General features: G+C 39.2%; 11 protein-coding genes. 6 read left to right on the forward strand and 5 right to left on the reverse strand.

Annotated elements, in window-relative coordinates; translation table 11 throughout:
* The 3 genes from EJ994_RS12495 to EJ994_RS12505 all read left to right on the forward strand — a co-directional run bounded on the left by EJ994_RS12495 (window position 1) and on the right by EJ994_RS12505 (window position 3,476).
* Window positions 1-474, forward strand: coding sequence for a methylated-DNA--[protein]-cysteine S-methyltransferase (locus tag EJ994_RS12495; RefSeq protein ID WP_126592803.1), 474 nt, complete (start codon window positions 1-3; stop codon window positions 472-474).
* A gap of 233 nt (window positions 475-707) precedes the next feature.
* Window positions 708-3,119 (forward strand): penicillin acylase family protein, encoded by a 2,412-nt coding sequence (locus tag EJ994_RS12500; protein WP_126592804.1) that lies wholly within the window; start codon window positions 708-710, stop codon window positions 3,117-3,119.
* A complete protein-coding gene (locus EJ994_RS12505; RefSeq protein WP_126592805.1) occupies window positions 3,120-3,476 on the forward strand; it encodes a hypothetical protein in 357 nt (118 codons plus the stop codon).
* Between the two features lie 7 nt (window positions 3,477-3,483).
* Here the strand turns inward: EJ994_RS12505 and EJ994_RS12510 are convergent, their stop codons facing one another.
* On the reverse strand, window positions 3,484-4,527 hold the full coding sequence (locus EJ994_RS12510) for a hypothetical protein (RefSeq protein WP_126592806.1): 1,044 nt from the start codon (window positions 4,525-4,527) through the stop codon (window positions 3,484-3,486).
* Window positions 4,528-4,783: 256 nt separating this feature from the next.
* Between EJ994_RS12510 and EJ994_RS12515 the strand changes: the two genes are divergently transcribed.
* Both EJ994_RS12515 and EJ994_RS12520 read left to right on the forward strand, forming a co-directional pair.
* On the forward strand, window positions 4,784-5,497 hold the full coding sequence (locus EJ994_RS12515; RefSeq protein ID WP_126592807.1) for a 3'-5' exonuclease: 714 nt from the start codon (window positions 4,784-4,786) through the stop codon (window positions 5,495-5,497).
* Window positions 5,498-5,522: 25 nt separating this feature from the next.
* Window positions 5,523-6,386 carry an SH3 domain-containing protein gene (locus EJ994_RS12520; protein ID WP_164721462.1) on the forward strand — a complete coding sequence of 288 codons (864 nt, stop codon included), beginning with the start codon at window positions 5,523-5,525 and terminating at the stop codon, window positions 6,384-6,386.
* A gap of 77 nt (window positions 6,387-6,463) precedes the next feature.
* Here EJ994_RS12520 and EJ994_RS12525 read toward each other — a convergent pair whose 3' ends face one another.
* Complete coding sequence (locus tag EJ994_RS12525; RefSeq protein ID WP_241240776.1) at window positions 6,464-8,674, reverse strand: S8 family serine peptidase; 2,211 nt, start codon at window positions 8,672-8,674, stop codon at window positions 6,464-6,466.
* 180 nt (window positions 8,675-8,854) lie between these two features.
* Window positions 8,855-9,832, reverse strand: a complete 978-nt coding sequence (locus EJ994_RS12530; protein ID WP_126592809.1) for an endonuclease — start codon at window positions 9,830-9,832, stop codon at window positions 8,855-8,857.
* Window positions 9,833-9,907: 75 nt separating this feature from the next.
* Between EJ994_RS12530 and hflX the strand changes: the two genes are divergently transcribed.
* A complete protein-coding gene (hflX, locus tag EJ994_RS12535) occupies window positions 9,908-11,119 on the forward strand; it encodes a GTPase HflX (protein WP_099573468.1) in 1,212 nt (403 codons plus the stop codon).
* Between the two features lie 273 nt (window positions 11,120-11,392).
* Here the strand turns inward: hflX and EJ994_RS12540 are convergent, their stop codons facing one another.
* Together EJ994_RS12540 and EJ994_RS12545 are read right to left on the reverse strand one after the other, a co-directional pair.
* Complete coding sequence (locus EJ994_RS12540) at window positions 11,393-12,319, reverse strand: DUF3078 domain-containing protein (protein WP_126592810.1); 927 nt, start codon at window positions 12,317-12,319, stop codon at window positions 11,393-11,395.
* Between the two features lie 69 nt (window positions 12,320-12,388).
* Window positions 12,389-12,895: a DUF2480 family protein gene (locus EJ994_RS12545; protein ID WP_126592811.1), complete on the reverse strand. Its 507-nt coding sequence runs from the start codon at window positions 12,893-12,895 to the stop codon at window positions 12,389-12,391.
* Window positions 12,896-12,913 lie beyond the last annotated feature (18 nt).

Here is a 12,913-nt window from a genome sequence, read left to right on the forward strand (position 1 = left end):
ATGGAACAAGCCTTTATCCAAAGTCCGTTAGGTGTCACCAAATTAAAAGGCGATACCAATGGCCTAGTAGCCATTTCCGTTCTTAATTCCGAAGAAGCCCTAACAACCGTTATCCCTGCATGTTTAGAGGATGCCGCTTATCAGCTTAAAGAATATTTCGACGGAAAACGCCAACACTTTGATTTAACGTTAAATCCCGTCGGTACCGATTTTCAGAAACGTGTTTGGAAAGCCTTGGCAGAGATTCCATACGGTAAAACGGTTTCTTACCTGGAACTCGCTAAAACCTTGGGTGATGTAAAAGCCATACGAGCCGTTGCGGCGGCCAATGGCAAAAATCCCTTATGGATCATAGTTCCTTGTCATAGGGTAATAGGAAGCGATGGTTCATTAACGGGATATGCTGGTGGTCTGCATCGCAAAAAATGGCTTTTAGAGCACGAAAGTCCGGTGAAACAACAATCGTTATTCTAATTTTTGGAGACTATCTGGTCGGTTTTTCACATTAGGTAGCTAACAAACGTACGCCCTACTACACTTCATCCCAATTTTTGTCCGTGTTAACGCAACAAATTAGAATTATAAGTTAAGGACTTAGGTGTAAAACAAACCGGGGAGTCTATTCCCTGAAAATTTTCAGTATTACCTTTACAAAGAAATAGTTCGCAATAATTGCCTATTTTCATGGGACTAATTCGCTCTCCAAAATGAAATATTTCAAATTTCTAGTTTCTCTTATGCTCACCGCTGCCGTTTTTTACGGTCTAAATACCAAGATTGGCCCGGCACCACCGATTGGAAAGTTTCTTAATCCGTATACCGGAATATGGCAGAACGAAAAAGACGATGCCATTACGGGGACCATAGAAATAAAAGGTCTAAAGGAGAAAGTGACCGTGCATTACGACGCACAACTGATACCACATATTTTTGCACAAAACGATACCGATCTCTATAAAGCGCAAGGCTACATTACCGCTAAACATCGCCTTTGGCAGATGGAATTTCAGACCTATGCAGCTGCTGGGCGTTTATCTGAGATAATTGGCGATGCTGCTCTTGATTACGATAGGCAAGAACGTAGAAGAGGTATGGGTTTTGGGGCGGAACAAGCCATAATAAAGATGAAAGAAGACCCGGAAACGGCAGCTTATATAAAGGCTTATGCGGAGGGTGTAAACAACTATATCAACCAACTACAGCCCAAAGACTTCCCGGTTGAATATAAATTATTGGATTATGTTCCGGAACCATGGACGGTTAAAAAAACAGCCCTTTTGTTAATGTATATGACAAAGGATTTATCAGGGTTTGACTCGGATTTAGAAAATACCAATGCCTTACGTTTATTCGGAAAAGAACGTTTTGATTTGCTGTTCCCCGATTTTTTTGAGGTCAACGACCCTGTAATTCCAAAAGAAACAGACTGGAGTCACATCGATGTGCCTATGACAAAAACACCGGAAAGTGAATTGCCCTTGGATACCATTACTAGTACTATGGACAAACCACACCCTGATAACGGCAGTAACAATTGGGCCGTTTCGGGTCGAAAATCCTATTCTGGGAACCCTATTTTGGCCAATGACCCTCATCTAGGGCTAAATCTACCGTCCATTTGGTTCGTAATGCAACTAAGTACACCAGAACATAATGCCTTTGGGGCCACCCTACCCGGAGCCTTGGGCGTTATCTCAGGATTCAACAATCATATTTCTTGGGGAGAAACCAACGCCACGAGAGACGTATTGGATTGGTATAAAATTGAATTTAAAGACGATAAGCGTACTCATTACAAGTATGGAGAGGCATGGAAAGAGGTCAACATCAGAGTAGAAGAAATTAAGATAAAAGGTAAGGAACCTTTTAAGGATTCGGTACGCTACACGCATCATGGCCCTGTAGCGTATGACATTAATTTCAAAGGAGATAATGGACGTGCAGGCTATGCTATGAAATGGATAGGACATATTGGTGGAAACAACCAAAAAACCTTCTTAGCCTTGAACAAAGCACATAATTATGAAGAATATGCTGCGGCATTGACGCATTATAGTGCTCCCGCCCAAAATTTTGTATTCGCTTCTACCCAAGGTGATATTGCCCTTTGGATACAAGGAAAATTTCCGAACAAATGGAAGGGACAAGGAAAATTCTTGATGGACGGTAGCAACCCTGAAAATGATTGGCAAAGCTTTATTCCCCAACCCTTTAATGCCCATACCAAAAACCCGGAAAGAGGATTTGTAAGTTCTGCCAACCAGCATCCCGTAGAGCAAACGTATCCCTATTATGTCTTTAATGACGGTTATGAAACCTATAGGAATAGGGTGATCAATGAATTTTTTCGAAGTAAAGAAACTTTTTCCATTCAAGATTTCAAGGACCTGCACAACAATAATTATAACCTAAAGGCTGCAGAACTTATTCCGTATGCTTTGGAAAACATGGATACCAATATGCTTAACGCTGAAGAGATAACTGTTTTAGAACAATTGAAAAACTGGAATTTTTATAACGATACCGAGGCACTAGGGCCAAGTATTTGGAGGAATTGGTGGGGTAAACTCTATACTATGGTTTGGGACGAGTTTAGCGTGGAAGACGTGGCGTTGGACGCTCCGTTTACCTATCAAACCATACATATGCTTAAGACTATGGGAGAAGATCCGTTCATGGATATAGTAGCGACTCCGGAAACAGAGCATGCGAAAGATCTGTTCCTTTTAAGCTTTAAGGAAGCGGTAAAATCCCTAACGGAGTGGAAATCAGAAAATGGTGAGTACAATTGGCGCAACTATAAAAGCACTAGCGTAGGGCATCTGTTGCAAGGTCTACCCGCTTTCTCCAGAACCAATCTCCCGATTGGGGGAGGCAGAAATATTGTAAATGCAACTTCCGAAAGGCACGGACCTTCTTGGCGTATGATCGTAGAGATGAGTTCGCCTCCAAAAGCTTTGGGCATCTATCCAGGTGGGCAATCCGGGAATCCAGGTAGTAAGTTCTATGATGATTTTATAGATGTATGGGCGGCAGGCGAATATCATAGTCTCCATTACCTACAGAACGATACAGAGACCGATGCCGTAATTGCTACGCAAACCTTAACACCAAACTAAATGAACTCCAAAAAAATAAATTTTGCTGTAACACTTGTTCTAGCCTTGGCTTTTTCGTTTTTCCTACCGTGGTGGTCGGTAATGTTGGCCGCGTTTATCACGGCGTTCCGATTACCTCTAAAAGGTATTAGCGTATTTCTAATACCTTTCCTTGCCATTTCATTGTTCTGGGGTATTTACGCATACCTTTTGGCAAGTGAGAATAGTTTTATCCTTTCAAAGAAAATAGCTGTACTATTACCATTGAAAGGTAGCCCGTACCTTTTGATTTTGGTTACAGCCGTAGTTGGTGGTTTAGCGGCCGGGATAGCTGCAATTTTTGGCAAACAATGTCAACTACTGTTGAGAAAGAAATAAGATTTGCCTACTCTATAAAATACACGGGTACAAAATTCAACTCTACGTTCTCTAGTAGTTTACCTTCATCAGAAATTACCATTGCCCCTCCTCGTAATTGACTATCGTTCGTAAACTCGCTGTAGGACACTAGGAAAAACCTTTCCTTAGCATTGTACTGTTGACTAAAAATGTTGATAGAAATGTCATTTGCTATCTCTACTTCGCTTATTAGATTAGGCAAATCAATGATACTATTGGTGCTGGTGGCCAAATCATAGATAGCAGGTCCCCGCTCTATGCTAAAAGGCTGTGAATACTCAAACTCATAATAAAATTTATTATCGATAAGTTTTGCGTTGATGGGTCCCGGATTAAAACGTTGGCTTAAGGTAGGCGAAAATTCTTGAACCCTGTCTAAAGTATTAAAATCTAAAATGTCCAACGTGGTGTTTGCCTCAGAAGAAAATTTAAAGACCGCCAAATCGCCATTATCGTCGATTAAAATACTTGGAGCATCGTTGCCAAAGGACAAGGTCTGCTGTATGACATTTGTTTCCGTTTCGTAGACGCCTATCTTGTATTCCAAAGCGTTGGTTCTGTAGGTAACGAACAACTTGCCGTTATGGTACAAAGGAGGATAAAGTGTATTGATGTTAAATTCTAGCGAAAGGTCGGTGCCCTCTAATGTGTTTAAAGTAATATTACGAATAGCAAGGTTCGTTGTTCCTTGCGGGTTGTAGAACCCGAAGAACACGGAGGTATCATTATTTGTTCCCCAAACAATAGATCGGGCCGAGGTATTTGTATAAAAATCGTTGTAGACTTGAACTTCGTCAGTGTCCACATTTTTTTGGAACAAAGAGAATTTTCCGGAATCGAATGAATAAAAGGAGAGCGTTGAACCACTCTGCCTTAAGGTCAAGTAGTTGGTGTTAACCCCAATTTCGTTGGTAAGGTTGGTTTCAACCGTGCTGTCTAGCGTTCCGTCGTGGCGATATTGAAAAACAGCATCCCGGTTGACTCCAATTAGTTCAAAACTAATTCTTTCTTCAACCTCGACGGTTGCCATATCGTCTTCTTTTGAGCAACTCAACAAGAAAAGACAGCAAAAGAAGAAAACTAAATAGAAATTACGCATGTCATAGATGGTTTTGTACCATGCAAACAAGTCAATTTCGCATACCTAATTAGATGTGCGAACCGGACTCAATTTCATAGCAAAAATTTTTGTCAACGAGGAAGATACAATATTATTCGAAGGCTAAGTTGACGATCTTATTAAATTAATGCATTAATTTAATAGCACTAACCATAAATTTAATGCCATGTTACAAAAGATTAACTTGGAAAATATCTTATTTCTGGATATTGAAACCGTTCCCGAAAAGGAAAATTTTGAAGATTTGGATGACGCTAAAAAAGAACTCTGGGACCAAAAATCGCGCTACCAAAGAAAAGACGATTACACCCCCGAAGAATTTTACGATCGTGCGGGTATCTGGGCAGAGTTTGGAACAATAGTATGTATTTCTGTAGGTTATTTTAGTTTAAACGGTGATTCCAAAACGTTTCGGGTAACCAGTTTTCAAGGTGGTGAGGTAAAATTACTGAAGGAATTTAAAAACCTCTTAAACAGTCATTTTAATCAACCGAAACACTTGCTATGTGCACATAATGGAAAAGAATTTGATTTCCCCTATATCGCAAGAAGAATGATTATCCACGGTATATCATTACCCTACAAACTGGATTTGTTCGGAAAAAAACCATGGGAAGTACCACATTTGGACACCATGGAACTTTGGAAGTTCGGTGATTACAAACACTATACTTCTCTAAAACTTATGGCCCATATTCTGGGAATCCCGTCACCAAAGGAAGATATAGACGGTAGTATGGTGCGCGACGTCTTTTATGAAGAGAAGGATATTGACCGCATAGTAAACTATTGCGAGCTAGACGTAGTTACCACCGCACAGGTATTCTTGAAAATGAGAAATGACCCTGTATTAAATGATAATGAAATTAAAAACGTATAATGGCGTTCTATTTAAAAAACATCCCATGGTTAAACAAATAGGTCTGGTATTAATATTTTGTCTCGCTTTTCAAGTAAGCGCGCAAGAAATTCTTTACGTACATGCAGATAATGGACTTATTATTAGAAAAGAGCCTACAAGAAAGGGAGATAAGACAGGAAAACTAGATTATGGAGCGTCAGTCCGCATCGTTCAACGAACCAACTTTCCCTTAAGTATTTTAGATGATGGCGAGACAATTAATGGTGTTTGGGTAGAAATTGAAGACCTTGGTCAATCCTATCCCAAAAAGAAAGGCTATGTATTCGATGGGTATCTTAAAGAAGATGCTCCACCACAACGAATTCAGCTTGTTTTTAATGATTTCGTTTTTCAAATGGACGAAATCGTTGTTTGGGATACAAAAGAAGAGCTGGCAAAAGTTCATAAAGATCGTGCTCAAGTTTCAGTAGAATTGGGGGAGTCCCCAGAAGGTAAAAAGTTTTACTTAAAAAATCACGACTATGAAAAAATAGAGGTATACCAGCGTTTTGAAAATAGTATAACTATTATGAACGAAGGACCACACTGTGACTTAACGGAATGGAAGCACTATGACTCACCATGGCAAAAACTAAAACTCCAAGAAGGAAGTAATTCATTCATGACCACTACATACGCTCCAGAAGATTGGCAAAAATTTATACCTGTTGATATGGCAGAACTTAAACTAGCGGTAAAAAACAATTGTCAAGAACACTGGTTAGATTTATTAATGAATGTAAAAGATGTAAACGACTATCCTATTGACGTATCAATGAGTAGAATTTTTTTAAAATTAATTTTGACTGACAAAAATAAAGTGACTAACGAAAAGCTAATTGTTTTTAATATTCCCATGGGTTGTTAAAGTAATAAGCCTTCCAATATAACAAACTGAAAGGCCTATATTGAGTAGTAATTTTACTTTGGGGGAACTACCTTTCTTTAATATTTAAAAAATTTAGCACTTTTTTTACTTCCCAAATCCTGAACTTGTATAATGTACAATCCTGTGGCCAAATCTGCCACATTGATTTGAGCATTCTTTGCAGACCCTGTTTTGAGTTCAATTCCGGAGGAAGATACGATGCTATACATGGCCGTATCGGCTACCTCTGTATTTAACCTGATCTCATTTGCCGCTGGGTTGGGATAGACTGAAAAATTAACTTCTGCGTCTTTATTGAACGTTTCATTGAAATCTAGTGGACCCACTACCGTCGATTCACCTAAGAACGTAAAACGATACTCATCAGTATATTCTGATGCAATGTTTTGAGAACAAAATGTGCGTACCCGTAGGATGTAGTTTTCATTGACTAGTAGATCTTTCAGTACAAAAGAATCGTTGGTCACGTATTCCGTAATCCATTGGTCCTCATTTTCATTTTTATATTGTACTTCATACAGTGCATCCAAAGTACCGTTCCATGATGTTGTTATCTCATTCGTCGAGGCCGCATCCAAAGCAAGACCATCCGGGGTGGCAATACTACAATGGTTCATTTTAGCGCCTGAAATTAATAGCGAAAAATCCTGAGCATTATTCTTTAGTGCGCCCTTATGGGATACGGTAATCGTATACGTACCTTTTGCATTTGGGATATCTATTCTTTCAAAAGGGTCTACAAGGTTATCGCCTTGTTTTGCACCTGCCTTAGGATCAATTGGATTTAGTTTCCAGGGAAAAAAAGTTTTTCCATCTTGGGTAATCCTTACGTCCAAGTCATTCACCAGTGCAATCCTTTTATCGTTTACTACTCCTCTATTGATGTATTCCGATTCTGGGTCGGTCCAAGAAATAGAAGCAGCTAAGGTTTCATTTCCATTTGCCGTTACGGTAAAGGTAAAGGTGGCACCGTCCTCTAGGTTCTCTTCAGAAATATGAGTCGTATAGTCTTTGTTTATAAGTGCTTCGGCAGCTTTTTTAGCGTTCATAATGCCCCATCCCATTTTATAATCAGGTCCGGCCTGGGCTACATCATCCGCCGTATGCAAAGCCAATCCTTTTAAGGTCGCCGCTTTTAGATAAGAACCGTACAATTGTTCGTTATACTGTTGTAACAACAATAACGCCCCTGTAACACCCGGAGTGGCCATTGACGTTCCAGAGGAGGCATTATAGCTTGTATTACTCGTTGCGTACGTAGACACGATAGAAGATCCATCGCCCGCTAAATCTGGTTTGATCCTTCCATCATCCACAGGGCCAAAGCTACTGTATGGGGATACCTCAGCTTCCTTGAGGTTTCCTTTTCTATCTACCTTAGTATTTGCACCGGCTATCGTAAGTCCGTTCTTAGCTATGGTAAAACCCAACATCAGATCAAAACCGTCACTACTCGTTCCAAAGATGGGAGCATCGTTATCTCTCCTGTTCTGAGCATTACCTGCGGCAGTAACCATTAAATAATAGGGAGCGTTATACATTATCCTGTCCCAATCCTGGGAAACCTTGATATAGGAGCCAAAATACCAGTCCGGCACTCTATCGGTTTTGATACCATAAGAGTGATTAGAAAGTAATAGACCGTTAGCTGCTGCCTCTGTCACCTCTATTTTATCTCTTGTCCAATCGTGTGAAAGTACATTTGCGGCATGGGCAACCCCTTTGGCTTCTTTCTTTATTCCAGATGAAATAATGCTACCAGTTACCATAGTAGCGTGTGCATCTATCTCGTTGCTTCCATCGGCTACAGTAGCTCGGATATCATATTCTTGATGCGTTGTAAGCGCAACACCAGAATCCCAAACCCCTACCTGCATTCCTGCTCCATCCAAATCCAGTTCCAACAAACCGTTTGTATGTAACGTAGACGCTCTTGAAGTCTGACTTGCATCCTCAGCATAGGTTTCGTAAAAAATAGGGCTACCATCGGTACCCACTTCTTGTAATTCTATTTTTTTACCATCGGCAAGTACTTCTTTAACTTTCCAGTTGTTTATCTTGGCAAGCGCCAACGTTTTTTTCCTATTATCTTCAAAATCAAATTCTAGATCTACGTGCATTGCCCCTATCTTGGAGAAATCATATTCCTTATCAATAAGGGACTTTAATTTTTCGGACTGGCCAAAAGCTAATGGACAAATTAAAATAAAGAGCAAAATGATACTAATCGATGTATACATTTTGCTCTCAGGTATTTGGTAGTTCATAGGTCGTAGGTTATAAATGTAAGATTTGGACTACAAATATATTTTACAACACTAGATAATTAATTCAAAAAATAGATTTATTCGATGAAATACATAGGATGATATCCTTTCCTGTTGTGAAAGTGCTATTTTTTGTTGTTTATAAGATTATTCTTACAATTAGTATTTGCTAAAAAAGCTTTACTTATTATATTTCAGAATAATGTAAACAGGAAAATGATCGCTATAACCGCCCAAATATTTACTCCCGGCGTAGGTTCTAAATGGGCTCCCTTTATATTTCCCCTTATACTCCTTTAAGGACGCATCATCATAAATATTGGCCCTATCAAAGCTATGCGAACCCTTTTGGTAGTTAAAAAAATTGTGTGATAAAATAATTTGATCAAAAAGGCTCCAACTTTTCTTATAATTGGCGCTTCCCCTTATTTTAGGAGCATGTAATTTCTCCATAGGGTTATAGAGCGCACTATTAGCTAGCAATTTTTGTATACTGGCTGAATGAGGGTCATCATTAAAATCTCCCATAATGATGTAATTAGGATTACTATGGTTTTCCTCGATTGACGCCATCTTCTTTAAAATTACTTCCGCGGCAATGATTCTTTTATATTCCGTAGAATCGCTTCCGTCTCTCCTAGAGGGCCAATGGTTTACGAATACATGAATTTCTTCCCCATTCAATTGCCCATGTACATATAGTATATCTCTTGTGGTATCTCGGGCACCATCCAGATTTTTTATGATCAATGGTAACGGTGCTGTATTCAGGATTTTAAAATACTTCTGATGAAAAATAAGCGCAGTATCTATACCTCTCTCGTCGGGGGATTCATAGTGGACAATATCGTAAGGAATGCTTGCTAATGAATCCTTTTTAATAAGATCTTGTAACACCGACTTGTTCTCCGCTTCAGCCACCCCGATCAATACCGGGGGATGCGTATTGCAGCCTTTTCCTATTTCAAAAATGGTTTTAGCTAGCTTACCCAGTTTTTGTTGGTATCTTTTGGGTGTCCATTTTTTAAAACCCTCTGGAGTAAAATCTTCGTCTAAAGTATGGTCATTATCCTCGGCATCGAATAAGTTTTCAAGATTATAAAATGCCAGCGTACAGAGATGTTTACTTTTTCTTTTTTTAAAAAGGGAAAATCGCATAGGGTGTTTAATTGGGTCAATAAAATTACTAAAATAGCTTGGTCCCTTTTTCTTAATTTTGCACTTTAAATATATATGTTAGAAAAGAAAACCAATACCTACGAAAAAACAGTACTCATTGGTATCCTGAACAGGGAACAGAATGAGGAAAAGGTTACAGAATACTTGGACGAGCTTGAATTTTTGACCTACACTGCTGGCGGAGAAGTTTTAAAACGCTTTATACAACGAATGGATGTGCCCAATCCAAAAACACTTATCGGAAGCGGTAAAATGTTAGAGGTGGAAAAATTTGTTGAAGAGAATGAAATAGGCTCTGTTATTTTTGATGACGAACTTACACCTGCACAACAGCGAAATATAGAAAAACAGCTTCGCTGCAAGATTATTGACCGTACCAGTCTTATCCTAGATATTTTTGCTCAGCGCGCACAGACCAGTTATGCCCGTACGCAAGTAGAGCTAGCCCAATACGAGTATCTGCTGCCCCGGCTAACCGGTTTATGGACACACCTAGAGCGACAAAAAGGTGGTATCGGTATGCGTGGTCCCGGGGAAACGGAAATAGAAACGGATAGGCGTATAGTAAGAGATCGTATAACCTTACTTAAAAAGAAACTTCTTAAGATCGATAAGCAAATGGAAACCCAGCGGGGTAATAGAGGAGCTTTGGTTAGGGTTGCCTTGGTAGGCTACACTAATGTAGGCAAATCTACCTTAATGAACGTTATCAGTAAAAGTGATGTTTTTGCAGAGAACAAACTCTTTGCCACTTTGGACACGACCGTTCGTAAAGTAGTCATTGGTAATCTTCCTTTTCTATTGAGTGATACGGTGGGGTTCATTAGAAAGCTTCCGACCCAGTTGGTAGAGAGTTTTAAGAGTACTTTGGATGAGGTACGCGAGGCTGACCTGTTATTACACGTTGTGGATATTTCTCATCCCCAATTCGAAGAACACATAGATTCTGTTCATCAAATTTTAGACGAGATAAAAAGTGCCGACAAAAGAACCATAATGGTTTTTAATAAAATTGACCAACACGAGAATGAAGTAATAGAGGAAGACGATTTAGTCACCGAACGCACTTCCAAACATTTTACCATTGCCGACTGGAAAAGTACATGGATGGAAAAAGTGGGCGATCGTGCCTTGTTCATATCCGCCCTTAATAAAGAAAACCTTGACGAATTTAGGAAGAGGGTTTATGATGAGGTAAGAGACATTCATGTGACGCGTTTTCCTTACAATAATTTCCTTTATCCAGAACATTTAGATGAGTATTAAGTGCAAAGTATACATCGTATGATGTAGTTCATCGATCAATTACTTCCATTGATATTTTTCACAACATTATAAGATACGTTCACAACATAAATCTTGTGAAACTGTAAACTTGCCATAAATTTACACTGTGTTTAAGTGATAGTGTTGACCCCAAATCAAGAATAGAACTTACATAGCTAGAAAGTAAAATCCCAAATTTTACGATAACTACTTAACCTGAAAAGCCCTCCAAAAAGGAGGGCTTTTTTTATGATGTTTCGTTCTTAGTGCTGCCTAGAAGGCATAGTTTAAACCAAATAAAATATAGGTCTGTAAATCGTTTTCAACATCTTCAAAAGATGTAGCCGTTGCAGGTGTTTGGTTCAAAGCAAAATTCAATGCTTCTTGTTTATTGTTTCTTAGACCGAACTCAAAACCAAGTCCAATGCCGTTCCATAGGGTATATCCAAAAGAGTTTATCCACGTATAGTTAGATAGGTCTCCGCTCTTATAACTCTGGAACATGGATAAGTTGGTCTTAAAGTTAACCGCTCCAATTTTTCTAGTGTAATCCGCAACTATCTTGGCTCCTAAAGAAGATTCAAAAACAGCATCGTTGTTGCTAAATACAAAGTTGTAGTTTAAGGGGTGAATGACTACCACTAAATCCGTTATCGGAGTCCACGTAGCACCAACACCTAAATCCAAGTAGCCAGGATCATTGAAATTATCCAGAATCGTAGTCCTATATTCTCCTAATCCAGAGATGGCGAATTTTTCGCTGATTTTACGACCGTAAAGTGAAGTAATCGTAAATACGTCCGCTGCTTGTCTAAAACTATCGTCGTCAGCCGGATCATCTTTATCGTCAAATTTTACCCATCCAAGGTTAATGTTCGCAGAATTTCTCCAGAAAAATTTCTCTTGATTCAGGTTGGCAAAACCATTTACCGTAACACCAATGTTACCAGAGGAGTTGTTCGGTGACCCTTGCGCATACCAGTTATTAAAGCTGCTTAAGTTAGCACCAATGGTACCAAACGCTCCTTTTTTCCATCCAGGAAGTGCATCAATCTGTGCTTGAATAGCATCTACCCTTCCCTGTATGGCAGCAATAGAATCTGTTTTAGGGGCCATTTGGGCCTTTAATTCTTCTTCGGTTTGTGAGAAACCTAAAGCGCATGCAAACAGTAGCGCCGTTGTTAGTAAAATGTTTTTCATGATTTCGTGTTTATTTTTTAGAAACGCAAATGTAAGAATAGTCACATTTCAATCTAAAAAAAAGTGGTATTATTTTCTTTTATACAAGGGTACGGAGGAACAGGCTTCACCATACATGACCGACTTTACTACTGGCAATAATTTCGCCGTTAGGATTAGATATGCATTGGGAGGGACAGGTTTGTTACTACAGCCCTTTATGATTACAGGTTTATCCTTGAAGTCAGAAACAGGTATGTTCTCTATGATAGATTGGTATATTGACGTCTCCAAATCTTCAAGGTTTCCTAAAACCGTTCTGACTGCAAAAGGCTGAAGTTTTGTAGTAATCAGCATATAAGCCCATCCAGGAATTATGGCATCCGTGGAACAGGTTAACGCTACATATGCACCCTTATACTGTTCCCAATTATGCGCCTTGATATGATGCCTAAATTCTTTTTCTTTCAAGATAAAGCCCTCAAAAAGCCAATCTTTTATATCTAAAACGATACGCTCCCCTTTTGGATAATAATCTTCAAGGTCAAATGTTACGAGCTTGCTTAGGGAAACCTTATTTATAATTTCATCAGGCATGGTTACAACTAAAAAATT

Origin of the sequence: Maribacter sp. MJ134, assembly GCF_003970695.1 — a bacterium.
In the GTDB taxonomy this organism is placed as follows: domain Bacteria; phylum Bacteroidota; class Bacteroidia; order Flavobacteriales; family Flavobacteriaceae; genus Maribacter.

What these genes read in the sequence shown, in the direction of transcription:
- EJ994_RS12495 (WP_126592803.1), top strand. Translation starts at nt 1, where the DNA reads ATGGAACAAGCCTTTATCCAAAGTCCGTTAGGTGTCACCAAATTAAAA.
- EJ994_RS12500 (WP_126592804.1), top strand. Translation starts at nt 708, where the DNA reads ATGAAATATTTCAAATTTCTAGTTTCTCTTATGCTCACCGCTGCCGTT.
- EJ994_RS12505 (WP_126592805.1), top strand. Translation starts at nt 3,120, where the DNA reads ATGAACTCCAAAAAAATAAATTTTGCTGTAACACTTGTTCTAGCCTTG.
- EJ994_RS12510 (WP_126592806.1), bottom strand. Translation starts at nt 4,527, where the DNA reads ATGGCAACCGTCGAGGTTGAAGAAAGAATTAGTTTTGAACTAATTGGA.
- EJ994_RS12515 (WP_126592807.1), top strand. Translation starts at nt 4,784, where the DNA reads ATGTTACAAAAGATTAACTTGGAAAATATCTTATTTCTGGATATTGAA.
- EJ994_RS12520 (WP_164721462.1), top strand. Translation starts at nt 5,523, where the DNA reads ATGGTTAAACAAATAGGTCTGGTATTAATATTTTGTCTCGCTTTTCAA.
- EJ994_RS12525 (WP_241240776.1), bottom strand. Translation starts at nt 8,674, where the DNA reads ATGAACTACCAAATACCTGAGAGCAAAATGTATACATCGATTAGTATC.
- EJ994_RS12530 (WP_126592809.1), bottom strand. Translation starts at nt 9,832, where the DNA reads ATGCGATTTTCCCTTTTTAAAAAAAGAAAAAGTAAACATCTCTGTACG.
- hflX (WP_099573468.1), top strand. Translation starts at nt 9,908, where the DNA reads ATGTTAGAAAAGAAAACCAATACCTACGAAAAAACAGTACTCATTGGT.
- EJ994_RS12540 (WP_126592810.1), bottom strand. Translation starts at nt 12,319, where the DNA reads ATGAAAAACATTTTACTAACAACGGCGCTACTGTTTGCATGCGCTTTA.
- EJ994_RS12545 (WP_126592811.1), bottom strand. Translation starts at nt 12,895, where the DNA reads ATGCCTGATGAAATTATAAATAAGGTTTCCCTAAGCAAGCTCGTAACA.